Source organism: Streptomyces sp. P1-3 (assembly GCF_050613155.1).
Classification (GTDB): Bacteria; Actinomycetota; Actinomycetes; order Streptomycetales; family Streptomycetaceae; genus Streptomyces.
In genome coordinates, this window is the sequence record NZ_CP192512.1 from 2,717,791 (window position 1) to 2,744,558 (window position 26,768).

The 26,768-nt window shown below is 70.4% G+C and carries 18 protein-coding genes and 1 pseudogene; 10 read left to right on the plus strand and 9 right to left on the minus strand.

The annotated features are described in order from the left end of the window. Positions 1-176: 176 nt before the first annotated feature. Both typA and ACQUSR_RS11235 read right to left on the minus strand, forming a co-directional pair. Positions 177-2,084, minus strand: coding sequence for a translational GTPase TypA (gene typA / locus ACQUSR_RS11230; RefSeq protein WP_431042424.1), 1,908 nt, complete (start codon positions 2,082-2,084; stop codon positions 177-179). 186 nt (positions 2,085-2,270) lie between these two features. Then, the gene (locus tag ACQUSR_RS11235; protein WP_431042425.1) at positions 2,271-4,256 is read right to left on the minus strand and encodes an ABC transporter family substrate-binding protein; all 1,986 of its coding nucleotides are present in this window, start codon (positions 4,254-4,256) and stop codon (positions 2,271-2,273) included. 343 nt (positions 4,257-4,599) lie between these two features. Here ACQUSR_RS11235 and ACQUSR_RS11240 point away from each other — a divergent pair, with 343 nt between their 5' ends. From ACQUSR_RS11240 to ACQUSR_RS11255, 4 genes are all read left to right on the plus strand, one after another. After that, a complete protein-coding gene (locus tag ACQUSR_RS11240; RefSeq protein ID WP_431042426.1) occupies positions 4,600-4,881 on the plus strand; it encodes a hypothetical protein in 282 nt (93 codons plus the stop codon). A 116-nt stretch (positions 4,882-4,997) separates the two neighbouring features. After that, the gene (locus ACQUSR_RS11245) at positions 4,998-5,825 is read left to right on the plus strand and encodes a hypothetical protein (protein ID WP_431042427.1); all 828 of its coding nucleotides are present in this window, start codon (positions 4,998-5,000) and stop codon (positions 5,823-5,825) included. Further along, entirely contained in the window at positions 5,825-7,795 is a 1,971-nt protein-coding gene (locus ACQUSR_RS11250) for a fumarate reductase/succinate dehydrogenase flavoprotein subunit (protein WP_431042428.1), read from the plus strand. Before ACQUSR_RS11245 ends, ACQUSR_RS11250 begins: the two co-directional genes overlap by 1 nt. Continuing rightward, positions 7,792-8,580, plus strand: a complete 789-nt coding sequence (locus tag ACQUSR_RS11255; protein WP_431042429.1) for a succinate dehydrogenase/fumarate reductase iron-sulfur subunit — start codon at positions 7,792-7,794, stop codon at positions 8,578-8,580. Before ACQUSR_RS11250 ends, ACQUSR_RS11255 begins: the two co-directional genes overlap by 4 nt. Positions 8,581-8,651: 71 nt before the next feature. Here ACQUSR_RS11255 and ACQUSR_RS11260 read toward each other — a convergent pair whose 3' ends face one another. From ACQUSR_RS11260 to ACQUSR_RS11285, 6 genes and pseudogenes are all read right to left on the minus strand, one after another. Then, positions 8,652-11,330 carry a SpoIIE family protein phosphatase gene (locus ACQUSR_RS11260; protein ID WP_431047508.1) on the minus strand — a complete coding sequence of 893 codons (2,679 nt, stop codon included), beginning with the start codon at positions 11,328-11,330 and terminating at the stop codon, positions 8,652-8,654. 178 nt (positions 11,331-11,508) lie between these two features. Next, complete coding sequence (locus tag ACQUSR_RS11265; protein ID WP_431042430.1) at positions 11,509-11,955, minus strand: ATP-binding protein; 447 nt, start codon at positions 11,953-11,955, stop codon at positions 11,509-11,511. A gap of 73 nt (positions 11,956-12,028) precedes the next feature. Then, positions 12,029-12,488 (minus strand): annotated as a pseudogene (locus ACQUSR_RS11270) ((deoxy)nucleoside triphosphate pyrophosphohydrolase). Positions 12,489-12,600: 112 nt separating this feature from the next. After that, complete coding sequence (locus tag ACQUSR_RS11275) at positions 12,601-12,786, minus strand: SPOR domain-containing protein (protein WP_431042431.1); 186 nt, start codon at positions 12,784-12,786, stop codon at positions 12,601-12,603. A 167-nt stretch (positions 12,787-12,953) separates the two neighbouring features. Then, complete coding sequence (locus ACQUSR_RS11280; protein ID WP_431042432.1) at positions 12,954-14,612, minus strand: APC family permease; 1,659 nt, start codon at positions 14,610-14,612, stop codon at positions 12,954-12,956. Positions 14,613-14,944: 332 nt separating this feature from the next. Continuing rightward, positions 14,945-15,697: a GntR family transcriptional regulator gene (locus tag ACQUSR_RS11285; RefSeq protein WP_431042433.1), complete on the minus strand. Its 753-nt coding sequence runs from the start codon at positions 15,695-15,697 to the stop codon at positions 14,945-14,947. A 375-nt stretch (positions 15,698-16,072) separates the two neighbouring features. Here ACQUSR_RS11285 and ACQUSR_RS11290 point away from each other — a divergent pair, with 375 nt between their 5' ends. Further along, positions 16,073-17,485 carry a M1 family metallopeptidase gene (locus ACQUSR_RS11290; RefSeq protein ID WP_431042434.1) on the plus strand — a complete coding sequence of 471 codons (1,413 nt, stop codon included), beginning with the start codon at positions 16,073-16,075 and terminating at the stop codon, positions 17,483-17,485. Between the two features lie 78 nt (positions 17,486-17,563). On the opposite strand, the gene ACQUSR_RS11295 is transcribed toward ACQUSR_RS11290, so the two are convergent. Beyond that, positions 17,564-20,344: a SpoIIE family protein phosphatase gene (locus ACQUSR_RS11295; protein WP_431042435.1), complete on the minus strand. Its 2,781-nt coding sequence runs from the start codon at positions 20,342-20,344 to the stop codon at positions 17,564-17,566. 271 nt (positions 20,345-20,615) lie between these two features. Between ACQUSR_RS11295 and ACQUSR_RS11300 the strand changes: the two genes are divergently transcribed. From ACQUSR_RS11300 to ACQUSR_RS11320, 5 genes are all read left to right on the plus strand, one after another. Next, positions 20,616-20,897: a hypothetical protein gene (locus tag ACQUSR_RS11300; RefSeq protein ID WP_431042436.1), complete on the plus strand. Its 282-nt coding sequence runs from the start codon at positions 20,616-20,618 to the stop codon at positions 20,895-20,897. Between the two features lie 182 nt (positions 20,898-21,079). Beyond that, positions 21,080-21,661 carry a Uma2 family endonuclease gene (locus ACQUSR_RS11305; RefSeq protein ID WP_431042437.1) on the plus strand — a complete coding sequence of 194 codons (582 nt, stop codon included), beginning with the start codon at positions 21,080-21,082 and terminating at the stop codon, positions 21,659-21,661. Between the two features lie 691 nt (positions 21,662-22,352). Continuing rightward, positions 22,353-22,481 (plus strand): DUF6408 family protein, encoded by a 129-nt coding sequence (locus tag ACQUSR_RS11310; RefSeq protein ID WP_431042438.1) that lies wholly within the window; start codon positions 22,353-22,355, stop codon positions 22,479-22,481. Positions 22,482-22,644: 163 nt separating this feature from the next. Further along, positions 22,645-24,702, plus strand: a complete 2,058-nt coding sequence (locus ACQUSR_RS11315) for a DUF2075 domain-containing protein (protein ID WP_431042439.1) — start codon at positions 22,645-22,647, stop codon at positions 24,700-24,702. Positions 24,703-24,810: 108 nt separating this feature from the next. Beyond that, positions 24,811-26,691, plus strand: a complete 1,881-nt coding sequence (locus ACQUSR_RS11320; RefSeq protein ID WP_431042440.1) for a DNA/RNA helicase domain-containing protein — start codon at positions 24,811-24,813, stop codon at positions 26,689-26,691. The last annotated feature ends 77 nt before the right edge of the window (positions 26,692-26,768 follow it).

Consider the following 26,768-nt stretch of genomic DNA (forward strand, 5'->3'; position numbering starts at 1 on the left):
GCGAAACGGACTGTTAACGCATCATCCGGATGCCCCTCGCCGCTATGCGGACAGCCGCTCGTGAATAACCAATTGACTGGCAACTTCCTGACATGACGAAGGCCCGGACCCTCCGCTGGTATCGGAGGAGTCCGGGCCGTCGCGCTACGTATAACGGGTCAGCTACATATGACGGTTCAGGAGTGCTTCGCCCGCGAGGCGGCGCGCGCCCGCTCCCGCTGGTCCAGGTTCACCTTGCGGATGCGGACCGCCTCCGGGGTGACCTCGACGCACTCGTCGTCGCGGCAGAACTCCAGGGACTGCTCGAGCGAGAGCTTGCGCGGCGGGACGATCGCCTCGAAGGAGTCGGCCGAGGAGGAGCGCATGTTGGTGAGCTTCTTCTCCTTGGTGATGTTCACGTCCATGTCGTCGGAGCGCGAGTTCTCGCCGACGATCATGCCCTCGTACACCTCGGTGCCGGGGTCGGTGAACAGGACGCCGCGCTCCTGCAGGTTGGTCATCGCGAAGGCGGTGACCGCACCCGCGCGGTCGGCGATCAGCGAACCGTTGTTACGGGTGGTCAGGGGGCCGAACCACGGCTCGTGACCCTCGTGGATCGAGTGGGCGATACCCGTACCGCGGGTGTTGGTCAGGAACTCCGTACGGAAGCCGATGAGGCCACGGGACGGAACGACGAACTCCATGCGGACCCAGCCGGAGCCGTGGTTGGACATGTTGTCCATCCGGCCCTTGCGGACACCCATGAGCTGCGTGACCGCGCCCATGTGCTCCTCGGGCACGTCGACCGTCAGACGCTCGACGGGCTCGTGGATCTTGCCGTCGACCTCCTTGGTGACGACCTGCGGCTTGCCGATGGTGAGCTCGAAGCCCTCGCGGCGCATCTGCTCGACCAGGATGGCGAGCGCGAGCTCACCACGGCCCTGGACCTCCCAGGCGTCCGGGCGCTCGGTGTCGAGGACGCGGAGCGAGACGTTACCGACGAGCTCGCGGTCCAGACGGTCCTTGACCTGACGGGCGGTGACCTTGCGGTCCTTGACCGCGGACTTGGCGTCCGCGCCCTTGCCGGTGCCACCGCGGCCGACGAGCGGCGAGGTGTTCGTACCGATGGTCATGGAGATGGCGGGCTGGTCGACCGTGATCAGCGGCAGCGCGATCGGGTTCTCCGGGTCGGCCAGCGTCTCGCCGATCATGATGTCCGGGATACCGGCGACGGCGCAGATGTCACCGGGGCCGGCGACCTCGGCCGGCTTGCGGGTGAGCGCCTCGGTCATCATCAGCTCGGTGATGCGGACGTTGGAGATCGTGCCGTCCCGCTTGATCCACGCGACCGTCTGGCCCTTGCGCAGCTCGCCCTGCTCGACGCGGAGCAGCGCGATACGGCCGAGGAAGTTGTCGGCGTCGAGGTTGGTGACGTGGGCCTGGAGGGGCGCGGCCTCGTCGTACGACGGGGCCGGGACGTGCTCCAGGATCGTGGAGAAGAACGGCTCCAGGCTGTTGCTGTCGGCCGGGACCGTGCCGTCCTCCGGCTTGGTGAGCGAGGCGATGCCGTCGCGGCCGCAGGCGTAGACGATCGGGAACTCGATCTGCTCCTCGTCCGCGTCCAGGTCGAGGAAGAGGTCGTACGTCTCGTTGACGACCTCGTCGATGCGGGAGTCCGGGCGGTCGGTCTTGTTGATGCACAGGATGACCGGCATCCGGGCCTGCAGGGCCTTGCGGAGCACGAAGCGGGTCTGCGGGAGCGGACCCTCGGAGGCGTCGACGAGCAGCACGACGGCGTCGACCATCGACAGACCGCGCTCGACCTCGCCGCCGAAGTCGGCGTGGCCGGGGGTGTCGATGATGTTGATCGTGACCGGGTCCCCGCCGTCCTTGGGGTGGTACTTCACCGCCGTGTTCTTGGCGAGGATCGTGATGCCCTTCTCACGCTCCAGGTCGTTCGAGTCCATGACGCGGTCGTCGACGGACTCGAGCTGGTGGGCGGCGAAGGCACCGGCCTGCTTGAGCATGGCGTCGACGATGGTCGTCTTGCCGTGGTCGACGTGGGCGACGATGGCGACATTACGGATGTCGTGGCGCGTGGGCATACGAGCGGCGCTTCTCCCGGAATAGTGGACGGCTTGCGCGTACGTTGCCTCGTACGCGGGCCCTGCCGGGCTGGACACGCCACGGCCTCACCCCATGGTACGGGGCCGCCGGGCGAGTGGCTCGCCCGGCGGATGTGACCTGGGCGACCCACCGGTCCCCCATATCCCGTTTTCGCTGGTCAGGGGCTACTTGCGGAAGCCGATGTCCTGGTAGCGGGGGGTGCCGAAGCCGAAGGCACCCGCGTTGGCGAGGGACTTCCCCGCCGCGACCAGCTCAGGACGCTGGTAGAGCGGGATGGAGCCCGCCGCCGCCCAGATCCTGGCGTCCGCGCGGCCGACGAGCCCGCGGGCCGCGCCCTCGTCCAGTTCGGCGGCCGCCTTCTCGAAGAGCTGGTCGATCTGGTCCGTGCCGACCCGGCTGTAGTTCTGCTCCACCACCAGGGAGCCGTCGGCCGCGGGCTGCGGCTTGGCGTAGACGGGGCGGGCGTCCGTGGCCGGGAACGCGGTGGCGGGCCAGGAGTAGAGGGCCAGGTCGAACTCGCCGGAGGCGATGTGGTCGCTGAAGTAGCTGGCGTTCCTGACCTTGACGATCTCCGTGCCGACGCCGATGCCCGCCAGCATCCGCGCGATCCGGTCGCCTACGGCGCGCAGCGGGGCGGAACCGGGGCCGTCGGGCAGGACGAAGCGCAGGGTCAGCGGCTTGCCGTTCTTGGTGCGTACGGGAGTGCTCTGCGGCCTGGCCTGCCGGGGGTGGTCGCGCCCGGCGTCGGCGTCCGGGCCCTGTCCGGCGGCCGGGCGGGGCTTGGTCCCCGCGTGCTGCTGGGCTTCCGCTTTCGCTTCCCGCTTGGCCTCCGCCCTCGCTTCCTGGCGGCGTTCCGACTCCGGGGTCCGCTTCGTGCCACCCTCCTGCCAGCCCGCGTCGGCGAGCGCCGCCTGCGCGGCCTGCGGGTCCCGGTCGCCCAGGGCGCCGCTGCCGTCCCGGTAGCCGGCCTGCGTCCGCATCAGCAGATGGCTGCCGAGCGGCTCGGGGGGCAGGCCCAGAGGCGCCAGCACCGCCTGCGCCAGCTTCTCGCGGTCGATGGCGCCCGCCACGGCGCGGCGGACGCGCTCATCGGTGAGCGGGCCCGCGGTGCCGTTGAGGGCGAGCTGGGTGTACGCGGGCTCCAGTGCCTTGCGTACGGTCAGCCTGCGCAGCGCCGCCAGTTCGGAGCGCTCCTTGGCGTACTCGGCGCGCATGCTCGGTGAGCCGTTCCGCCCGGCCCAGGCGCGCAGCGCCGCCGCGGGCGTCCGGCCGGTGTCCTTGCCCCTCGGGTCGCCCGCCTCCAGGATCCGGGCCGCGGTGACCGCGTCGGTCTCGGCCAGGTCCAGTTCGCCGGCGGCGAGGGCGGCGGCGCGCCGGTCGCGCGGCACGGCCCGGAAGACGATGCGGTCCAGCCGGGCCCGGTCGCCCCACCACCGCGGGTTCCGGACGAGGGTGACGGCCTTGGCTCCCTTGGACCGGATCCGGAACGGTCCGGCGGTGACCTTCAGCTCCTTGCGGGCCCGGTCGTTGAAGCCGGTGGGGCTGCCCATGACCGAGCGCGGGTACAGCGGGCTGAACAGCGAGGCCCAGTCGGCGTACGGCTTGGCGAAGGTGACCTTGACCTCGCCCTTCTTCTCCCCCGCCGCGATCTTCGCGATGCGGTCGTACCCGGCGTTGCGCGCGGTCCAGAACCTGTTGTCGGCGCCGCGCAGGGCCTTCCACTGGGCGGTGAAGTCCGCCACGCCGATCCGGCGGCCGTCGCTCCAGACCGCGTCGGGGTTCAGCCGGTAGACCACGACCTGTTCCGGCGCGCGCCGGACGACCTCGGCGGAGCGCAGGTAGTCGGGGTTGCGGTGCGGCCTCCCCTGGCTGTCGAGGGTGAAGAGCGAGGGCAGCACCGCGCCCGTGATCCGTTCGGTCCCGGCGTCCGCGTCGGCCTGGAAGGCGTTGAAGGTGGGGGGCGCGGCGTCCAGCGCCCAGCGCAACGTCCCCCCGTCGCGCAGCTTGTCGAGCGGGGCGGGGGCCACGTCCTGGACGGCGGCCACCGGTTTGGCGTCGGTCTCGTCGGAACCGCATCCGGCGAGTACGGGCACCGGGAGGAGCACCCCCACGGCGAACAGCGCGGTACGGCGTCGCGTGTCGTTGGGCATGGGTCGTACCTCCGGATGCGCGATGACGCGCGTGTTTGCTTTTGTCCTGTTTTGCCACCTGATCGCTTATACTGCCCCCACACTGAAAGCGATGGTTCACCCGGCAGCACGTCGACACGGCGGCGGGCGGAACCGAGGCCACCTGTACGGACCAACCGGCTTCCGTACGGACCAACCGGCTTCGGCGCGCGCCCCCGGCGCGTGGCGGCGCGTATCGACCGGTGACTTGCCGCGATCGCGACAGATCCCCTTCCCAACCCCACCGCACCGCGCGACACTCTCTGTCGCATGAGCGTCGCCGCCCGCAACCGCAGAAGCGCTACCGCAGAAGTGAGGGCAAGTCATGTCCGTAACCGACGACTTGACAGCAGCTCAGCGCTGCCTCGACGACCTGGACCGCGCCATCGTCCGACTGGAACAGCAGGTCGGCGGCGGTCTGGACATCAAGCGTCTCCGCTCCGACAGCCACCATCTGCGGGAGAGCCTCGCCCTGCTGCGCGAGTCCGCACCCGCCGAGAAACCACGTCGGGAGATGGTGACGATCCCCGACACGCCGTACGACAGCTCCCTGTGGTCGGACGCGGATGACGAGGGGCTCGGCGCGCGGGACCGGCACGCACCGTAACGCGACGGAGCGGGCCCCAGTTGTCCTCTTCGACTGGGGCCCGCCCCGGAGCCCGGTCCTCACCTGACGGACGGGCCGAATGCCGCCCGTCCTCACCATCACCCGCGGAGTCCGCCTTGGCCACTGGTACCGACCCCCGAGCCCATCCGCGATCACACGGCGTGCACGATCCGTCGCGCGCCGCCATCCCCGCCCGCCATCTCCGCACCGACCGCTGGTGGCTGGCGCCCGCCGCCACCGCGGCCGGGCTGCTCGCGTTCGTCGTCTACTCGACCTGGCGGGCCTTCGCCGACGCCGACTACTACGCGGCGCCGTACGTCTCGCCGTTCTACTCGCCCTGTCTGGCCGACCGCTGCGAGACGATGCGCTCCGGCCCCAACTGGGACCTCTTCGGCAGCTGGTGGGGCCTGTCCCCCGCGCTGCTGATCCTCATCTTCCCGCTGGGCTTCCGGCTGACCTGCTACTACTACCGCAAGGCGTATTACCGCGGCTTCTGGTCCTCGCCACCCGCCTGCGCCGTTCCCGAGCCGCGCGCCCGCTACACCGGCGAGACCCGCTTCCCGCTGATCCTGCAGAACAGCCACCGCTACTTCTTCTACGCGGCGCTGCTGGTCGCCGGCATCCTCACGTACGACACCGTGCTCGCCTTCCGGGACGAGGACTACGGCTGGGGCCACATGGGGCTCGGCACCCTGGTCTTCCTCGTGAACATCGTGCTGATCTGGGCGTACACCCTCTCCTGCCACTCCTGCCGGCACATCGTCGGCGGACGGCTCAAGCACTTCTCCAAGCATCCGGTGCGCTACCGGCTGTGGGGCTGGGTCGGCGCGCTCAACGCCCGGCACGCCAAGCTGGCCTGGTTCTCCCTGGTCAGCGTCGCCCTCGCCGACTTCTACGTCTACCTCCTGGCCACCGGCGCCTTCGACGATCCGAGGTTCTTCTGATGACGCGAGTCGACCGGCAGGCATGGGACGTCGTGGTGATCGGCGCGGGCGGCGCCGGCCTGCGCGCCGCCATCGAGGCCCGTGAGCAGGGCCTGCGCTGCGCCGTCATCTGCAAGTCACTGTTCGGCAAGGCCCACACGGTGATGGCCGAAGGCGGCATCGCGGCCAGCATGGGCAACGTCAACAGCAGCGACAACTGGCAGGTCCACTTCCGCGACACCATGCGTGGGGGCAAGTTCCTCAACAACTGGCGGATGGCCGAGCTGCACGCGCAGGAGGCGCCGGAGCGGGTCTGGGAGCTGGAGACCTGGGGCGCGCTGTTCGACCGCACCCCGGACGGGAAGATCTCCCAGCGGAACTTCGGCGGGCACGAGTACCCGCGGCTGGCGCACGTCGGGGACCGTACCGGGCTGGAGCTGATCCGCACCCTCCAGCAGAAGATCGTCTCCCTCCAGCAGCAGGACCTCGCCGAGCTCGGCGACCACGAGGCCCGGCTCAAGGTCTTCCAGGAGTGCACCGTCACCCGGGTGCTCAAGTCCGACGGCGCGGTCGCCGGGGTCTTCGGGTACGAGCGCGAGTCCGGGCGCTTCTTCGTCATCGAGGCCCCGGCCGTGGTGCTGGCCACCGGCGGCATCGGCAAGTCCTTCAAGGTGACCTCGAACTCCTGGGAGTACACCGGGGACGGGCACGCGCTGGCGCTGCTCGCCGGGGCGTCGCTGATCAACATGGAGTTCGTGCAGTTCCACCCCACCGGCATGGTCTGGCCGCCGTCGGTGAAGGGCATCCTCGTGACCGAGTCCGTCCGCGGCGACGGCGGCGTGCTGCGCAACAGCGACGGCAAGCGGTTCATGTTCGACTACATCCCGGATGTCTTCAAGGAGAAGTACGCCGAGACCGAGGACGAGGGCGACCGCTGGTACGAGCGCCCGGACCAGGCGCGCCGCCCGCCCGAGCTGCTGCCCCGCGACGAGGTCGCCCGCGCAATCAACGCCGAGGTGAAGGCGGGCCGCGGCTCCCCGCACGGCGGGGTCTTCCTCGATGTGTCCACCCGGCTGCCCGCCGAGGTGATCAAGCGGAAGCTGCCGTCCATGCACCACCAGTTCAAGGAGCTGGCGGACGTCGACATCACCGCCGAGCCGATGGAGGTCGGCCCGACCTGCCACTACGTGATGGGCGGCGTGCAGGTCGAGCCGGACACCGCGGCCGCCGTCGGCGTACCCGGGCTGTTCGCCGCCGGCGAGGTCGCCGGCGGCATGCACGGCTCCAACCGGCTCGGCGGCAACTCCCTGTCAGACCTGCTGGTCTTCGGACGGCGCGCCGGGCTGCACGCGGCCGAGTACGCCGCCCGGACCGGGGCGGGCGACCGGCCGGTGCCCGACGAGACGGAGGTGGAGCGGGCGGCGGCCGAGGCGCTGCGCCCGTTCAGCTCCGGGGACGACGCCGGACGCGGCCCGGCCGAGGCCTCCGCCGAGAACCCGGCCAAGCCCCCCGCCGAGAACCCGTACACGCTCCACCAGGAGCTCCAGCAGTCGATGAACGACCTGGTCGGCATCATCAGGCGGGCCGACGAGATGGAGGAGGCGCTGCGCCGCCTCGCCGACCTGCGGGTACGGGCGCGCCGCGCCGGGGTCGAGGGCCACCGCCAGTTCAATCCCGGCTGGCACCTGGCGATCGATCTGCGGAACATGCTGCTGGTCAGCGAGTGTGTGGCCCGCGCGGCGCTGGAGCGTACCGAGAGCCGCGGCGGGCACACCCGCGACGACTGCCCGCAAATGGACCGGCAGTGGCGCCGGATCGTGCTCGAATGCCGGCTGGCGGACCCCTCGGCGGACCTCTCGGCGGCGGACGCCCGACCGAACCGGATCCGGCTCACCCGTATCACGGCCCCACCCATCCGCCCCGATCTGATGGCGCTGTTCGAGAAGGAAGAACTGGTGAAGTACCTGACGGACGAGGAGCTGAGCCAGTGAGCGAGCCGACTTCCCCTGGATACCAGGCGCACTTCCGGGTGTGGCGCGGCGACGCCGACGGCGGGGACCTGGCGGACTTCCGGGTCGAGGTGCACGAAGGCGAGGTCGTCCTGGACATCGTCCACCGGCTCCAGGCGACCCAGGCCCCGGACCTGGCGGTGCGGTGGAACTGCAAGGCGGGCAAGTGCGGTTCGTGCAGCGCGGAGATCAACGGACGGCCGCGCCTGCTGTGCATGACCCGGATGTCGGTGTTCGCCCGCGACGAGACCGTCACCATCACCCCGCTGCGGGCCTTCCCGGTAGTCCGGGACCTGGTGACGGACGTGTCGTTCAACTACGCCAAGGCACGCGAGGTGCCGTCGTTCGTGCCGCCGGCGGACCTGGGGCCCGGCGAGTACCGGATGGCGCAGGAGGACGTGGGGCGCTCGCAGGAGTTCCGCAAGTGCATCGAGTGCTTCCTGTGCCAGGACACCTGCCATGTGGTGCGGGACTTCGAGGACAACAAGCCGGCGTTCGCCGGGCCCCGCTTCCTGATGCGGATCGCCGAGCTGGACATGCACCCCCTGGACGCGGCGGCCGAGTCCGGCCTGGACCGCAAGCGCGGCGCCCAGGAGGAGCACGGCCTGGGCTACTGCAACATCACCAAGTGCTGCACCGAGGTGTGCCCGGAGAACATCCGGATCACGGACAACGCGCTGATCCCGCTCAAGGAGCGGGCGGTGGACCGCAAGTACGACCCGCTGGTCTGGCTGGGCGACAAGATCCGCCGCCGCGGCGCACCGTGACCGGACTCCGCCGCCACGGTCAGCGGTGACCGGGGGCCGGGGGCTCCACCGCAGCCCCCGGCCTGCCCGTGTCAGAACAGGCTGAGCAGCGCCTCCACCGAGTCCGCTCCCGGCGACTCGCCGTCCGGCAGCCCCAGTTCGAACCAGACCGTCTTGCCGCGCGGGGTACGGCGGCTGCCCCAGGCGGCGCTGAGCAGGCCGACCAGCTGGAGGCCGCGGCCGCCCTCGTCGGTGTCGCGGGCGCGGCGGCGGCGGGGCTGGACCAGGCCGCCGTCCCATACCTCGCAGACCAGGCTGCGGTCCAGCAGCAGGCGCAGCCGGATCTCTCCCTCGCCGTACCGCAGGGCGTTGGTGACCAGCTCGCTGACCAGGAGTTCGGTGGTGTCCACCAGGTCGTCCAGGTCCCAGGACTCCAGCTGGTCGCGGGCCAGTTCGCGGGCGCGCCCGACGGAGCGGGGCTCGCTGGGCAGCCGCCAGTCGCCGACGGACTCGGTGGGCAGCCCCTGGACCCGGGCCATGAGCAGGGCGATGTCGTCCTCGCCGTGATGGGTGTTCAGGGTGTCGAGGACGCGGTCGCAGAGGTCCTCCAGCGAGCCCGCGGAGCCGCCGTGCGCGGCCGGGGCCGGGGCGGTGCCGGTCAGCGCCGTGCGGAACGCCTGGAGCCCCTCGTCCAGGGCGTGGTCGCGGGACTCGACGAGGCCGTCGGTGTAGAGCGCGAGGAGGGCGCCGTCGGGCAGCTCGACCTCGATCTCCTCGAACGGCTCGCCGCCGACGCCGAGCGGCATGCCGGGCGGTACGTCCAGCAGTTCGGCGCCCGCGCCGGGTTCGACCAGCACCGGCGGCAGATGCCCGGCGTTGGCGAAGGTGCAGCGCCGGGTGACCGGGTCGTAGACGGCGTACACGCAGGTGGCCAGGTAGACCTCGGAGAGGTCCGAGGCCGTGGCTTCGGGGCGCTGCGCACCGCGCCCGGCGCGCGGGGCGCGGTGGGCGGGACGGCCGTCCGCGCGGGAGCCGCCGGGCGTGCCGAGGCCCCGGGCGATCTCGTCCAGGGCGGAGAGCACCTCGGCGGGTTCCAGGTCGAGCAGGGCCAGGGTCCGTACCGCGGTGCGCAGTTCGCCCATCGCGACGGCGGCGCGCAGGCCGCGGCCCATCACGTCGCCGACGACCAGGGCGGTGCGGTGGCCGGGCAGTTCGATCACGTCGAACCAGTCGCCGCCGACCTCGGTGGCCTCGTTGCCGGGCAGATAGCGGCAGGCGATGTCGAGTCCGGCGGCCTCGGGGTCGCCCGGCGGCAGCAGGCTGCGCTGGAGGATCAGGGCGCGCTCGTGCTCGCGGCGGTAGAGCCGGGCGTTGTCGATGCAGACGGCGGCGCGGGCGGCCAGTTCGACGGCGAGCGCGGTGTCCCGCTCGCCGAACGGCTCGCTGCCCTTGGTACGGGAGAACTGGACCAGGCCGACGACCGTGTCGCGGGCGACCATCGGCACCACGAGGGTGGACTGCAGGACGGCGCCCAGCTCCGGCCCCTCCGTGGCGTCCCGGCCCGCGACGACCCGTACCTGGGCGGTGCGCAGGGCCCCGGCGCACGGGGAGTTGAACGGGTAGCGGTGCACCTCGCCGACCTGGACGGGCTTGGTGGTGCCGTCCGAGCCGGCCGGGCAGCAGGGGTCGAAGATCGCGACGGGCCCGTCGGAGACGGCGCTGGCGAAGGCGACCCGGCGCAGTTCGGCACTGCCTCCCCCGGGCTCCTCCGGCACGCTCCCGCGCGGCGCCGCCTCCCGCCGGGACCGCAGCAGCCCGGGGCCCGCGTCCTCGCCGGTGAGCAGGCCCTGGTACAGGTCGACCGAGGCCAGGTCGCAGAACTGCGGCACGGCCACGTCCAGCAGCTCGCGGGCGGTGGTCTCCAGGTCCAGCGACGTGCCTATTCGCGCCCCGGCCTCGTTCAGCAGCGCCAGGTTGCGGCGCACCCCCGCGGCCTCCAGCTCGGCGCGGCGGCGGCCGGTGACGTCGGTGGCCAGCCCCGCGACGCCGATGGGGCGGCCGGACCCGCTGTGCAGCCGGTACAGGGAGATGGCCCAGCGGCGGCGCTCGGGGTTGGTGGGGACGTTGCCGACGAGCGGCATGTCCGTCACCGACTGGCCGGTGTCGAGGACTTGGCGGATCGCGGCGCTCAGCCGCTCGGCCTCGGGGGCCGGCAGCAGGTCCTCCGGGCGCATGCCCCGGTACGCGTCGGCGGGACGGCCGAAGACGGTCGCGAACCGCTCGTTGACGCGCAGCATCCGCAGGTCCGTACCGCAGAAGAAGAAACCCAGGGGAGATTGACCGAAAACGGCCTGCGAAGCCGCGAGGTCGGTCTCCAGGCGGCGCAGCGCGCTCACGTCCACCGCGATGCACAGCGCGGACCGCTCGCCGTCCTCGGTCCGGGAGGGCATCACATAGATCTCGGCCAGGCTGTATCCGGGGCCGCTGTCCGGGCCGCAGTAGGGCACCAGGCCGGTCCACTCGCGGCCGTCCAGGATCTCGGCGACCTTGCGGTGTCCGCTGTCGCGCAGCTCGGGCGGGACGAACGCCTCGACCGGGTCCCGGCCGATCGCCTGTCGCGCCGTCAGCCCCACGAGTTCCGCGGCCCGTTCGCTCCATTGCGCGATACGCCCGTCCGGCCCGAGGCCGAAGGAGGCCACCCGGATGTAGTCGTAGATCGATCCGGGCGGGCTGCTCTGCCACATCGGCGTGACTACGGCGTCCTCGGGCATCTGCGCCCCCGCTGGCTTCTCGCTCACGCGCCCGTCCCCTCCGGCTCAGGTCTCGGACCGGCCTCAGACAGCCGAGTATCCTGCACCTCGGCTATCCGGAGCACGCCCTTCACGATCACAGCACGGTCTCATCCCACACGTTGGTTGCCGTGTTCTGCAATCACTTCCCAGCAATAGCTCACCCTTCGACAATCTCCTCACCAGGGAGAGCGAGCTCGAACCACACCGTTTTGCCTGCCTTGCCGCGTCGTGTACCCCAGCGGCGGGAGCTGCGGGCGACCAGTTGCAGGCCGCGACCGCCCTCGTCGTCAGGGGTGGCAGTACGTTCGCGCGGTGGGTCCTCAACGGGGTCGGAGACCTCCACCACCAGCACGGCACCCTCCGGGGCGCGGCGGCAGCGCATGCGGACGCCGATGGGGCCGGTGGCGTAGCGCAGGGAGTTGGTGACCAGCTCGCTGACGAGCAGGACCGTCACATCACTGACGGACTGCAGGCCCCAGATGTGCAATACGTCACGGACCAGGGTGCGGGCGGTGCGCACGGCGCCCGGTTCGGCGGCGAAGCTCCATTCGGCGGAGTCGGCGTCCGCGGCCACGCCTGATGGACTGTCGTTCACGCCGACCACTTCCCAGACCGTAGGCACAGACCCCGCCGCGATTGTCCGGCTTCGGGGAGGTTAATCCTCACATACCCGATATTCAGGGCCGGCTATCGTCCGCGTCGGAGCGCGGTGACACATTCGGCGCAGCCCCGGGCCGCGCACCCCCGCTCACGAGACGGCGCACCGCCTCGGCGACCGCGGGCCGGTCCTCGTCCAGCCAGTCGACCTCATCGACGGCGTCCGGGGTGAGCCAGCGCACCTCGTCGTGGTCCTCCAGCGGGCGCGGGTCACCGGCGCGCAACGCCGCCGTCCACACGTGGAGGACGTAGCCCGGCTTGAGCCGCCACTGACCCGGCAGCGGCTCCAGCGGCTCCACCTCGATGCCCAGCTCCTCGCGCAGCTCGCGCAGCCAGAGTCTGGGCGGGCGTCTCGCCGGGCTCGGCCTTGCCGCCGGGCAGCTCCCAGCGGCCGGCCAGCTCGGGGGGCGCGCTGCGCCGGGCGGCCAGCAGCCGCCCCTGGTCGAACACCGCTCCGCCCACCACCACGCGCTCCGTCATGCGGGCACGATACGGCAGGCCGCCGGGTCCCGACCCCGGGGCCCTTTCGGGGCCGGGGCCGGGGCCCGGCGGGCCCCGATCCGATCCGTCAAGCCCCCGATCCGGTGGCTGCTCAAGCCCCCGATCCGGTGGCCGCTGTGCGCTCGACCACGTACAACTGCTTGTGCCCGCGGGCGGCCAGCCGGCCGGCGACCTCCTCGGCCTCGCTCCGGGTCGCATAGCGGCCCACGCGATAGCGGTTGCCTTGGTCATCCTGGCGGATGACGAGCCATGGCAGGACGGCACCGCTGTCACTCATCGCTCTGTCCCCTCCGCTGTGTCGCACGCTCCGGCGTACGCCCCCAGGACCTCCTGCTGGAAACCCCGATCCGCATATGCCTGAGCGTACGCCCTACCTTCACTCAGCGGATACGACTTTTTACGAAGAGGCACTCATCCGGCCATCCCTGCCCGGACGTGATCGGTTCAGACCGCGCTGACGGCCTTCTCCCGTCCCTCCTCGGCGGACTCTGCCTGCTCGTCGTCCGCCGCAGCCGCCATTTCCTTCTCCACCTGCACCAGCGAGGGGTTGCGCCAAGCGCTCGCCACGCCCCAGTAGTAGAAGGCCAGCGCGATGAGGGAGACCACCAGGATGTCCCAGCCCTCGGCCAGGTAGCCCTTGCCGCCGAACTCCTTGCCGCCGGCCCACGAGACGAAGGCCATCACCAGCAGGTAGGTGACCATCCAGGCACCCGCCGTCAGGTGCGGCTTGAGCTCGGCCCACGGCTTGCGCAGCTCGTACCAGGCCCAGACCGGCAGACCGATCGCCATGATGAAGATGACCTTGCCGGTGAGCGGCCAGCGGGCCCAGTACATGACCAGCGAACCGAAGATCATCGCGATCGGCGCGATCACCGGCATGGCGCGCAGCTTCACCGGGCGCGGCAGGCCCGGGGCCAGGCGGCGCATCGCCATCACGGCCACCGGGCCGGTGATGTACGAGATGACGGTCGCGACGCCGACGATCTCGGCGATGGAGCCCCAGCCGCGGAAGACGGCCAGGAAGATGAAGGAGATGGCCAGGTTCAGCAGCAGCGCGGGGCGCGGCACACCGGTCTTGGCGTCGACCTTGCCGAAGACACCGGGGAGGTGGCCGTTCTCCTGGACACCGTGGATCATGCGCGAAGTGGTGGCCGCGTAGATCATGCCGGTGCCGGACGGGGAGACGAAGGCGTCCGCGTAGAGCAGGATGGCCAGCCAGTTCAGGCCCCAGGCCATGGCCAGGTCGGCGAGCGGGGAGTTGTAGCCGAGCGACGCCCAGCCGCCGTCGGCGAGGTCCCCGGCGGGGACGGCCATCAGGAAGGCGATCTGCAGGGCGATGTAGATGACCAGCGCGATGAGGATCGAGCCGATGACGGCCTTGGGCATGGACTTGCCCGGGTTGCGCGCCTCGGCGGCCATGTTGAGCGGCGACTGGAAGCCGTTGAACGCCCAGACGATGCCGGCGACCGCGACCGCGCTGAAGACCGAGCTCCAGCCGTTCGGGGTGAAGCCGCCGTGGTCGGTGACGTTGGAGGTGTCGAAGTGGGCCAGCATCAGCGCGCCCGCCGTCAGCACCGGCACCACGACCTTGAAGACCGTGATCGCGGTGTTGGTCTTGGCGAACAGGGTGATCGCGAACCAGTTCAGGAAGAAGTAGAAGAGCAGCAGCACGGACGCGAGTGCGAGACCGGTGCCGGTCAGCTCCTTCCCGTCGTACAGCTCCTTGCACCAGGCGAAGTCCCAGGAGCTCATGTACTGGATGGAGGCGGTGGCCTCACCGGGGATCACCGAGACGATCGCGATCCAGTTGGCCCAGGCGGCGAGATAGCCCGCCAGCGAGCCGTGCGAGTACTGGCCGTACCGCACCATGCCGCCGGCCTTGGGGAACATCGAGCCCAGCTCGGTGTAGGTCAGGGCGATGGTCAGTGCCACCACGGCGCCGATCACCCACGAGAAGATGGCGGCGGGACCGGCCAGGGCGGCTGCCCGTTCGGCACCGAAGAGCCAGCCGGAACCGATGATCGAGCCGAGACCGACGGCCGTGAGAGACACGGTGCCGAGTGACCTTCGGTAATTCGAGTGGGAATCCTGCTCCGTGCTCAAGGTTCCTGGCACTCCCTTCGCCCCCCGCGACCGGACACAAACCGCGCCATCGTACGAGCGTTTGGGAAGCGTAAATTCCGATAATCGGCCCTGACCAGGCGTTCTGTGAGGTTTGCAACACTCTCCGGCCGGGTTGGGTGCCGATTTTCGGACAGATGTCCGGTATCCCGGCCGGCGCCCGTGGCGTCTTCCCTGGGTCACGCCGGATCACGCCGGATCACGCCGGGGCGCGCGGCGTCCTCTGCCCGAGGGGAGGACACCGCCGCCCGCTCGGCGTACGGGGGTCACTTCACCGGCATACGGGGATCACGTCACGGCAGGCGGGGGGGGGATCACTTCACCGGCAGGCGGTAGGAGACGCGGTACCGGTCGGAGAGCGCGACCACGTCCGCGGTCTCCACCGCGCGGCCGCCGGCGAAGAAGGTGCGGGAGATGACGAGCACGCCGTGGCCCGGCACCCCGCCGAGCGCCAGGGTCTCCTCGGCGAGCCCCGGCCGGGCGCCGACCTCCTCCGCGACGTTGTCCACGGTCAGCCCGATGGCCGCCATCCGCTCGACCACACCCCGCCCGGCCAGCGGGCCCTCCTCCGGCAGCATCACCGGCGTCCGCCCGGTGAGCGCCAGCGGCTCCCACGAGGTGGACAGCAGCACCGCCTCGCCCGCCGACCGCAGCACATACCGCGTACGCATCACCTCGTCGCCGGGGGCGATGTCCAGCCGGTCGGCGACCGCCGGGCCCGCCGCCTCCCGTTCGCTGCTGGACTCCCAGGTGCCGCGCATCTGCTCGTCGGCCTGCTCCTGCCGGAAGGGCGTCGAGTCACCCAGGGCCCGGAAGCCGCTGCGCACCAGCCGGCGCGGCTCGGGCTGCGCGCGCACATACGTACCCGAGCCGGAACGGCCCTCCACCAGCCCCTCGGCCATCAGCACCTTGCGGGCCTCCAGGGCGACGGTGTCGGAGACGCCGTACACCTCGCGGATGCGGGCCTGCGAGGGGAGTCGGGTGTGCGGCGGAAGCTCGCCGCCGACGATCTTCTGCCGGAGGTCGTCGGCGACGCGGAGATATGCGGGTTGGTCACCGAAGGCCACGTTCTCTCCCTGAGGTTGACAGTGAGCAACAGCTTGGCAACCGTGGGTTGGCGCCCGCAACTAAGGGCCAAAGCATCACCGGAAGTGGTGAACCGCAGCTCAGAGAGGTTTATTCGGTACGTGAGCCGTTTCAAGGGCATAGCAGTTCGACAACGGACGGGCACCCCCAGTTGAATTGAGGCCGGACGATCGACCAACCGAAGCGGACACCCCTCCGAAGCGGATCGCTTGTCCGACACGGACACCCGTCCGACGCGGATGCCTGTCCCGCGTGGACACCCATCCAGCGCGGACACCCGTCCGACGTGGACACCTGTCCGAAACAGGCGGCCGACCACCGACCTGACACCGAGTCCGAGCCGAGGAGCGCCGTACGTGCCCCGTCGTTCATCCCTGCGGGCCCTCTCCGGCGCGCTGCTGCTCATCACCTGCGCGGCCTGCACCGGCGGCTCCGACTCCGCCGAGGACAACTCCGCCACCAAGGCCGGCGCCGCCGGCATCGGCGACCCGCTCTTCCCCCAGCAGGGCAACGGCGGCTACGACGTCACGCACTACGGCCTCACCCTCGACTACCAGCCCGAAGGCAACCAGCTGAAGGCCACCGCCGAGATCACCGCCCGCGCGACCGGCCCGATCAGCTCGTTCAACCTCGACTTCGCCGGGCCGCGGGTGCGCGAGGCCACCGTGGACGGGAAGCCCGCGAAGTTCTCGCGCAGCGGCACGGAACTGACGGTCACTCCCGAGTCCTCCCTGTCCAAGGGCCGTATCTTCAAGGCCACCGTCCGCTACGACGGTTCACCGAAGACGATCATCGACCCGGACGAGTCGATGGAGGGCTGGATCGAGACGGACGACGGGGCGGTCGCCCTGGGCCAGCCCAACGGCTCGATGGCCTGGTTCCCCGGCAACCACCACCCGTCCGACAAGGCCGCCTACGACATCGACATCACCGTCCCCAAGGGCTACACGGCCGTCTCCAACGGCGACCTGAAGAGCCATGAGAAGACGGGCAAGCGGGAGACGTTCGAGTGGCAGTCCCCCGAGCCGATGGCCAGCTATCTGGCCACCGTCGCCGTGGGGTCCTTCGAGTTCACCGAGACCACGACGGACAGCGGAATCCGCCAGTACAACGCCATCGACTACGACGAGCTCGACGACAGCGCCGACGCGAACGCATCGGTCAGCGAACTCCTCGAATGGCAGAGCAAGCGCTTCGGCCCGTACCCCTTCGCGACGACCGGCGTGATCATCGACCACGCGCCCAAGATCGAGTACGCCCTGGAGACCCAGACCAAGCCCTTCTTCGACCGGGCGCCCGACCGGCAGCTGATGGTGCACGAGTTCGCGCACCAGTGGTTCGGCAACTCCGTCACGCCGCGCACCTGGAAGGACGTCTGGCTGAACGAGGGCTTCGCCACCTACGCGGAATGGCTGTGGGACGAGGACCACGGCAAGCGCACCACCGACGAGGCCTTCGAGGACTTCTGGAACGGCGAGGACGACGAGAGCGACGGCATCTGGGACTTCCCGCCCGGCAACCCGCCCAGCGGCGACCGCGTCCTGGACGCCCCGGTCTACGGCCGCGCGGCGATGGTCCTGCACAAGGTCCGCCGGGCCGTGGGCGACGACACGTTCTTCGCCATCGTCCGTGCCTGGACCAAGGCGCACCGGCACGGCGTCGCCGACACCAAGCAGTTCATCGAGCTGTGCGAGAAGAAGTCGGGCAAGGACCTCGGGAAGCTGTTCGACACGTGGCTGTACGGCGACGGGAAGCCGGCGAAGCCGTAGCCCCGCGGCGCAGCCGTGGCCCCGCGGGCTGCGGCGGCCGCGGGCTGGGCCTGCGGGGCCTGCGAGGGTGAACGCCGCTCACAGTCCGGCGTACATGGTCAACAGCAGCGCCACGTCGTCCGGCCGGTCTTCGGTGCGCCGGGCCACCTGGATGACGCCGTCCGCCATGGACTCCAGCGAATCGGTCGGCGTACGGGCCAGGCACGCGCTCAACTCCGCCACGCCCTCGTCGATGTCCTGTCCCGGCTGCTCGACCAGCCCGTCGGTGTACAGCGCCAGGACCGCCCCGCGCGGCAGCGTCACCGGGGTGACCGGGTAGTCGCCCAGCGGGACCACGCCGAGCATGGTGCCTCCGGCCAGGTCCAGCACCTCCGTACGCCCGTCGGGGCGGCGCAGCACGGGTGGCGGGTGGCCCGCCCGTACGCCCAGGCCGGTTCCCGTTCTCGGGTCCAGTTCGATGTAGCAGCAGGTGGCGCAGAGGCCCGCGTCCAGGTCCATCAGCAACCGGTTCGTCCGGCTGACGACCTCGCCGGGGCCCGCCGCGGCGGGTGCCAGGGCGATCACGGCGCTGCGCAGCTGGCCCATGACGGCGGCGGCGGCGACGCTGTGGCCCTCCACGTCCCCGATGACCAGGGCCACTCCGCGCGCCGACTCGATGACGTCGTACCAGTCGCCGCCGATCTCCATGCCCTGGGTGCCCGGCAGATAGCGCCCGGCCGTCCGCAGCCCGGGAACCGGTGGCAGCCGGTGCGGCAGGAGCGCGGTCTGGAGGCCACGGGCGAGGGCGAACTCCGCGTCGTACAGCCGGGCGCGCTCCAGCGCCTGGGCGGCGAGCCCGGCCAGCGCCGTCAGCGTGGCACGCTCGTCGGCGGTGAAGACGCGCGGCGCCTCGAAGCCGAGGATGCAGGAGCCGACGGCCTGGCCGGAGGCGATCAGCGGCAGGAAGGCCCAGGCGCGCATCGGGTCCAGCACGATGCCGGGGTAGGCGTCGGACAGCTGCCGGGGCGACTCGAAGAAGATCGGCACACCGGTGGTCATCGTCTCGACACCGGGCAGCCGCTCGTCGAGGCCGACGCCCTCGAACCGGTCGAGGAAGCCCTCCGGGTAACCGGATTCCCAGGCCAGGAACATCCGCTTGTTCCGCACCAGGTACAGGGCCAGCTCATGGCCGCCGATCATGGGCATGAGGTGGTCGGCGACGGCTCGGCAGACCTCGCGTACGGAGACGGCCTCGGTGAGCACGCTGGCCATGTGGACGACCGCGTAGAGGGCGCCGGGCCGGGTCACGGCGGCCGCGTGGGGCATCGCCGCCCGCGGCACCGGTTCCCGGCGCACGCCGGGCCACACGTGCCGCGGGGGCGGCTTGCTGGGGAAGACCCGGCCGGTCAGCCCGTGCACATCGGGGTAGAGCACGAAGCCCAGCCACTCCCCGGCCGGATGGCGGACGATGAAGGACGTGGGCTCCTGGGAGAGCATGGCCGCCCGGTAGCGGTCCTCGTACTCCGGGTCCGACAGCCAGGGCATCATGTGCCACGGGTAGCGGCCGAGCAGCTCGGCCCGGGGAGTGCGCAGCAGCTCCTCGGCGCTGCGGTTGGCGTACGTGAGGCGGCCGTCCTGGTCGAGGGAGAAGACCCCGTCGGGCAGCCGTTCGGCGGCTTCGGCGGCGGTGGTCCCGGAGACGGCGTCGACGACGACGCCGACGAGGCGGCGCGACCCGGCGGCCGGAGCGGACGGCGGCGGACCGTGCACGGGCGGGGGCGGGCCGGTGGGTGGGGGCGGTGCGGCGGACGGGGGCGGGGCACTGGGCGAAGGCGGTGCGCCGGGCGGAGGCGGAGCACCGGACTCGGGCGCACCCCCGGCCGAACGCGGAGCACCGGACGCAGGCGACCCCCCGACCGAAGGCGGAGCACCGGACTCCGGCGCACCCCCGGCCGAAGGCGGCCCCTCAGCCGACGGCGGCCCTCCATCCACTGCCGGGCGGCCGGGCGCCGGCGGAAGCAGGGGCAGCTGCACGGACCGGGCCCACAGTTCGACGGGCCGGTACCGGGCCTCCTCGCCACCCGCGGCATCGGCGTAGGCACCACCATGTGTCTCGTCGCCCTCGGCGCTGGTGTCCCGCACCCGGAACGTACGGCCGCGCACCCAGCCCCGCTCCTCCAGGTCCCGCTCGGCGCCGCGCAGCTCATGCAGGTCGTCCGGGCAGACACGCCACTCCAGATCGGCGATGGTGCCGCCGAAGTCGTCGGGATCGACGCCGAGGACGGCACACGCCTCGTCGTCGGCGACGAAGACGCCGGCGTCGAGGTCCCAGTCGATCAACCCCACCCGCACCCCGGCGACCTCGGCGGGCAGCCGCACGCTGATCGGGTCGTCCTCGTACTCCACCCGCCAGCCCGCCGCCGCCATCGCGGTCAGGGACCGTCCCATGTCCTCGGCGGCGGAGAAGACGGGCCCACCAGGGCCGCCGAGGCCATCGGGCGCGGGCGCCTTCCCGGCGGCCCAGAGCACGTACAGGATGCCGACGACCTCATCGCCGACCCGTACGGGCTGGCAGTGGGAGGCGAACCGGTACGGCATCCCGACCGAGAGCTGCGGAAAGCGGCGCATGGTCTCGCCTTCGTCCGCGAGGTGGACGGGCCGCCCGGTGCGGTACGCCTCGGGGGCCGGCAGCGCGCCGCTGACCGGGAGCCGCCACCAGTTCCTGATCACTGAGCTGGGCACCCCGGCGACCATGGCGAGCACGAGCGTTCTGCGGTCACGCGACCGCATGTAGATCCCGCCGCCGTAGCCGCCCGCGGCGCGTACGGCGGCGATCAGGTGCGCGGCGAGGGCGTCCTCGAAGGCGAGACGGCGCGGCACGCTGTCCCCCGCACCACCGCCGCCCGGGCCCCCGGCCGACGGCCGGGCTCCCCCCGGCCCCGGCCTGTCCTCACCCATGCCACCCATGCCGCGCCCTCCCGGTACGGACGCATACGAGTCCTCTCCACCAGGATGTGCCAACGACGGGTGAACGGCGCGCCGGGCCCGCCCCGGCCCCCGCGCCACACCCTGCGGCGGCCCACCGGCACGGTTGGGGGGCGGGTGCGGGTCACCGGCGGTAGCGTGAGGTGGCGGAGGCGAGGAGGTTCCGGTGGCTGTGCTGATGGAGATCGAGTACCCGGGCGTGACGGCCGAGCAGTACGACGACTTGACCGGTCTCATCGGCACCCGCTCGGGTCAGCGCATCGCAGGCCTGCTCAGCCATGCCGCGATCGTCACGGACGAGGGCCTTCGGGTCGTCGACGTATGGGAGTCGCCGGAGGCGATGGAGGCGTTCCTGCCGAAGCTGCGTCCCGCCCAGGAGTCCCTGGGCTTCCCACCCCCGACAGCCCCGCCCCGCCTCTCCCCGGTCCACGCCTTCTTCCCGGCCTGACAGACGAGCCGTCGCCGGCGAGGGCGAGCCCTGCTCTGGACTGCGAAAACGATGCTGGTGCGAGGCAGAGTCAGCACAGGGTCCGCACGGGCGGCGGCCGGGGCCAGCGCGCGGACGGCAGGGACGGTCGCGTCATTGACGACGTCGTGTTCCGAGCCTCGTCGAGCCGATACGGTTGAGCCATGACCGCACTGCCCGACTGGATGCGCCCACCGCGCGACGAGGGCTGGTTCGCGGAGGACTTGGACCGCCTCCCCGAGGCCCCTCGCCACACCGAGTTGATCGATGGAGCGCTCGTCTTCATGATGTCGCCGCAGCGGTCCTGGCATGGCCGCCTCGTCACCGCCCTGACCACCACGCTCATGGCGCAGGCGCCGACTGGCTTCGAGGTCGAGCGGGAGATGACGATCCGCCTCGATACCCGCAACCGCCCCGAGCCGGACCTCTTGCTGACGGACCTGCCCTATGACCCCGACCGGACCTGGTACGCGCCGGAGGACGTGAAGCTCGTCGTGGAGGCTGTGTCCCCCGAGTCCGCCCACCGCGATCGCACAGTAAAACTTCGCAAGTACGCAGAGGCCGGCATCCCGCACTACTGGTGCATCGAGGACGAGGACGGGGCACCCGTCGTCCACGTCTACGAACTCGACGAACCCACCGGCGCCTACGCACCCGCCGGTATCTTCCGGGGCACCCTCCAGCGCCCGGTGCCCTTCGAGATCAGCCTGGACCTCGACAAGCTCACCCCGCCGCGGAGCAACTGAAGAGTCAGCACCACGTCGCCACGGGAGTGCAGAAGGGGTCGGGCTCACTGGAGCCCGACCCCTTCTGACCTGCATGCTTGACGAGTCACCCAGCATGCGGCCACGGACCGATCACACGTTGAAGCGGACTATCGAGCGCAGAGCTGCCACCCGCGGAGATGTGATTTTTTCCGGAGGCCATTCCCAGCACACTCCCAGCACGGGAGCGTCATCCCAGCACCATGCAGCTCAGACGTCCCCTTGGCCGCCCCATGCAGGGCAGCGGCGATGTGGCACTCGCGGGTTCAACCCTGGATGACCTGCCACACCTGCGACAGAAATGGATCCGGGACAACCGGCCACGGCCGCGCCAGCAGGTCGTCCGAGCACTCCGTACAGCCTGAATGCTGCGGCGGCGACGGTCGCAGCCCTACTGCTCGACCGCGAGGCAACGGGTGAGGTGCTGACTCAAGCTGTCCGTCGCCATCTCACGCCGCCGCCTGACGGGGCTTCCTCAGTATTGACTCCTTGACCAAGGAGCCCAGTCGTCAGCTAGCGTAAGCCTGCACCGCGTGTCCTCCCCGGAGGAATCACGCGACACAGCCTGCGGAGACGTAGGCCCTTTCGGTTCGGTGACGCAGCCTCATGGTGCGCTCCCGGCGGGAGCCACCCGGCATCCGTCACCGGTCACAACCGAAGGGGACGCATTCCTATGGCTGCCGTCGAGTACACGCCCAAGCACCGCGTTTGGGTCCGTGATGTCCTGGTGGGCATCGCGGCGAGCCTCGGCTCGAACCTGATGTGGGCGCTGGCGCAGGCCGTGGTGCACCGTCTCGGCTGAGCCGGGCGGCGGGCGGGTCTCCGGGGCCCGCCCCTCATCCTGCCGCAGCCCGGGTTAATCTACGGATCGTCATTGCGGCCCGACGGGCTTCCGCTCTGCTTCGGTGGAGCCACGAAGGACATGCCCCCACCCGCACGAGTCATTTCGTGCCTGGGGAACCTTCGTGCTCCTGCAACTGTCCGCAGCCGAGCTCGGTCGACTCATCGTTGCCCGGGCCGGATCGGCTCATCTCCCGCTCACCGAGCAGCTGATCAAAAAGCATTCCGGCGACAAGGGACGCTCGGCGGATCAGGGCGATGTCGCCTCCTGGAACAACAGCATCCCCGTAGTGGTCAAGGCGCTGCTGGACTGCGGTCTCGACGAAGTGGAGGTGCAGGTCGAGGTCGACCTGCCACACACTAATTCGGCAGTCGACCTAGTGCTGTGTGGACAGCATCCTGGCACGGGAACCGACTCGTACCTCGCGGTGGAGCTGAAGCAGGTACGGCACGCCACGGTCGATCCCCGGTGCCCGATTGCCGTCGACCTCGGGTTCGGCGACGGGAAGAACAAGCTGCATCCGGTGCGGCAGGTCCAGCGCTACTGCGAGTACATGGTGCGCTACCTCCCCCACCTTCGGGAGATCGACGATCGGTTGATGGGGGTGGCACTGCTCCACAACGCGCGGGACGCGGACGTGGAGGCGCTGTTCGATCTGCCCGAGACCGACCACGGTTTTCTCTACACGCTGGACGACCTGGATCGGTTCCGGCGAGTCCTCACCTCGAGATTCGCCCCCGCGTCCGGGAAACGAGCCGCACACGCACTGGAGCAGGCTCGCCGCGACCCTTTGCTCAAGGTCACCGACGTGGCGCGGCAGCGGTCCGTCACCGGCGGCGGTCTCACCCTCCTCGACGAGCAGTACGTCGCGGTCGACCGGATCACCCGGCACCTGGAAAAGACCGCGCCCCTCACCAGCCTCAACGTCGGACTGTTCTACGATGCCGACACCGCCCATGGCCCTGCCCTCGATCCGGAGCGCAAACGCGTTTACATCCTGCGGGGCGGCCCTGGCAGCGGGAAGAGCGCCGTGGCCCTGGAGTTGCAGCGTGCGCTCGGGCTCAAAGGCCGCGAGGCCGTGCTGGCCAGCGGATCCCACGCGTACACGGAGACTCTGCGCGAGATCATGCTCAGTACGGCACGCCACGGGCAGTTGTCGAACAAGCGCAAAGCGGCTGGCAGGCTGTACCAGTACTTCAACAGCTTCACCGACACTCCGCCCGACAGCATCGATGTCCTGATCTGCGACGAGGCGCACCGCATGCGGCGCAGCTCGACATACCGCTGGACGCCGAAGGAGCTCCGGGACGACGACCGGCCGCAGGCGACTGAGTTGATCAGGGCCGCCAAAGTGCCGATTTTCCTGCTCGACGACCATCAGTCGATCCGTCCGGACGAAGTGGGCACCGCCGGCTATCTCAAGGAGCTCGCCGAGGACAGCGGTTGTCTGGTCGAAGTGACAGATCTGGAGGGAACATTCCGGGCGGGTGGCAGCAAGCGGTACCAGAGCTGGGTCCAGCAGTTGCTGGGGCTGGGCGCCTCCGATCCAGTGACCTGGCGATCGGACGGGCGGATGACGCTCACGGTCGCCGACTCCCCCGGGCAAATGGAGCAGTTCATCCGGGAACGTGGCCTTGAGGGAGCCACGGCGCGCATCACCGCGGGCTTCTGCTGGCCGTGGAGCAACCCCGACGGGGATCAACTCGTCGACGACGTCCGTATCGGCGACTGGCGCCGACCGTGGAATGTGAAGCCGCAGCACAGTGTGCCGAACGCACCGAAGTCGCATCTGTGGTCGACCGATCCCCGCGGCATCGGGCAGATCGGCTGCGTCTACACGGCACAGACCTTCGAGTACGACTGGAACGGCGTCGTCATCGGCCCCGACCTGCTGTTCCGTAACGGGCAGTTCACGGTGGACCGGACCGCTTCCCGCGATCCTGCCTTCCGTGGCCCGGTCGACGACACGATCGTCGACCGGTGTGTCCGTAACGCCTACCACGTGCTCCTCACCCGCGGTGTCGTCGGCACCGTGGTCTACGCGGTTGACCCGGCAACACACAACGAACTGCGCAGGCTCATCACGGGCGCCATCGGCATGCAGCACTACGACGGCGCCCAGCCGAAGCTCACCGCTGAAGGATCACAGCTGCCACCCGCCTACCGCAGACGTCACAGGTAGCCTTGATCCCGTCGTAGCTGCGGCCCGCCGGGCTTCCGCTCCGCCTGCCGGAGTCACAGGACATGCCCCCACCCGCACGAGTTCCTTCGTGCTGCCTGGGGGCATTCCTTGCTGTTCCGCGACTCCGCGGCCGCGGTCGCTGCCGAGTGCCTCTCCGGTGCTCTCTTCTTCCGCCTGACGGAGCAGTTCGTGCACATGCACGGTCACAAGCCTGGTTCGTCCGAGGTCCGCTCGTGGGAGCGGAGCATCCCCGTACTCGCGAGCGCGCTCAACGATGCGGGGCTCGGGCAGGTTGAGATACTCCTGGAGTACGGGCTGCCGCTGAACAGCAAGCGGGCCGATGCCGTGCTGGCCGGGGTGCACCCCGAGACCGGTCTGCCGTCGTACGTCGTCGTGGAGCTGAAGCAGTGGAGCAGCGCCGAACCGGACGACGACGATCCGTCGCTGTGCCGCATCGACTCATACGCCCGGGCGGTGCTCAACCCCGTCGACCAGGTACGCGGCTACTGCCAGTACCTCATCTCCTTCAACGGAGCACTGGCCGAGCACCCGGAACGCATCAGCGGCGCCGCGTATCTACACAATGCCACCGATTTCGGCGTCAGCGGGCTATTCGAAGCCGAGCAGGACCAGTACGGTCAGCTCTTCATCGGTGCGCGGCGCGGGGAGTTCATCGACTTTCTGCGTACGAAGCTGGGGGCAGAGTCCGGCGCTTCGGCCGCGGACGAGCTCGTCAACGGGAAGATCGGCCCGTCCAAGCAGCTCATGGCAGTGGCCGCCCAAGAGGTCCGTGAGCGCGAGCAGTTCGTCCTGCTGGACGAGCAGCAGATCGCGTACCGCACGGTCCTCAATGCTGTCCGCCGTGCCAAGCAGTCCGACCACAAGGAAGTCGTGGTCGTCACCGGCGGGCCCGGCACCGGCAAGAGCGTCATCGCGCTGTCACTCCTTGGCGAGCTGTACCGGCAGGGCACCACCGCGCTGCACGCGACGGGCTCCAGCTCGTTCACGACGACGATGAGAAAGGTCGCGGGCGCTCGGAAGCGTGAGGTCCAGGATCTCTTCAAGTACTTCAACAGCTTCATGACCGCCGAGCGCAACGGTCTCGATGTCCTGATCTGTGACGAAGCTCACCGCATGCGGGAGACATCGGCCAACCGCTACACGCCGGCATCGAACCGCACCGGCAAGGCCCAGATCGAGGAGCTCATCGACGCGGCACGCGTCCCGGTATTCCTGCTGGACGAGCATCAGGTCGTTCGGCCCGGCGAGATGGGTACGGTCGCCGAGATCCAGGCGGCCGCTGCGAAGAAGGGGCTCCGCTACCAGGTGGTGACGCTGGACAGCCAGTTCCGGTGCGGTGGCAGCGATGCGTATCTGCGGTGGGTGGTACGGCTGTTGGGGCTTGAGCCGGGTGGCCCTGTGGCATGGGAGCCCGACGACAAGATGCAGCTCATGGTCGCGGACAGTCCGCAGGAGATGGAGGCGTTCCTCGACGGCCGCCGCGCACAGAAATACAGTGCGCGCATGTCCGCGGGTTACTGCTGGAAGTGGACGAAGAAGGTCCCACCCGGGCAGGCGCTGCCCGCAGACGTCATCGTCGGGGAGTGGGAACGCCCGTGGAACGTCTTCGGTGACCGAGCCATCGGAGGCGCACCTCCGGCCGCCCTGTGGGCAACCGATCCGGCCGGTTTCGGTCAAGTGGGCTGCGTGTACACGGCGCAGGGCTTCGAGTACGACTGGAGTGGTGTCATCATCGGCCCCGACCTGGTGTGGCGCGGCGATCGCTGGGTCACCGACCGTACGGCGTCCAAGGACCCGGTCTTCAAGAAGTCGACTCCGGACGCGGATGTAGACCGGCTGATTCGCAACACGTACAAGGTGCTGTTGACGCGGGGAATGATCGGCACGGTGGTGTACTCGACCGACGCCGAGACACGCCAGAAGCTGCGGGAGCTGACCGGCGCGACCTCGAGCCTCGCTGCTGTGTGATCCACTTCGCTCTCGTCTGGCGCGGAACGCCGAGCCCGGCGCATTTCAGGCGGGGCCAACAGCTGATGGAGATCAGG

What these genes read in the sequence shown, in the direction of transcription:
- typA (WP_431042424.1), bottom strand. Translation starts at nt 2,084, where the DNA reads ATGCCCACGCGCCACGACATCCGTAATGTCGCCATCGTCGCCCACGTC.
- ACQUSR_RS11235 (WP_431042425.1), bottom strand. Translation starts at nt 4,256, where the DNA reads ATGCCCAACGACACGCGACGCCGTACCGCGCTGTTCGCCGTGGGGGTG.
- ACQUSR_RS11240 (WP_431042426.1), top strand. Translation starts at nt 4,600, where the DNA reads ATGTCCGTAACCGACGACTTGACAGCAGCTCAGCGCTGCCTCGACGAC.
- ACQUSR_RS11250 (WP_431042428.1), top strand. Translation starts at nt 5,825, where the DNA reads ATGACGCGAGTCGACCGGCAGGCATGGGACGTCGTGGTGATCGGCGCG.
- ACQUSR_RS11260 (WP_431047508.1), bottom strand. Translation starts at nt 11,330, where the DNA reads ATGCCCGAGGACGCCGTAGTCACGCCGATGTGGCAGAGCAGCCCGCCC.
- ACQUSR_RS11275 (WP_431042431.1), bottom strand. Translation starts at nt 12,786, where the DNA reads ATGAGTGACAGCGGTGCCGTCCTGCCATGGCTCGTCATCCGCCAGGAT.
- ACQUSR_RS11305 (WP_431042437.1), top strand. Translation starts at nt 21,080, where the DNA reads ATGACCGCACTGCCCGACTGGATGCGCCCACCGCGCGACGAGGGCTGG.
- ACQUSR_RS11310 (WP_431042438.1), top strand. Translation starts at nt 22,353, where the DNA reads ATGGCTGCCGTCGAGTACACGCCCAAGCACCGCGTTTGGGTCCGTGAT.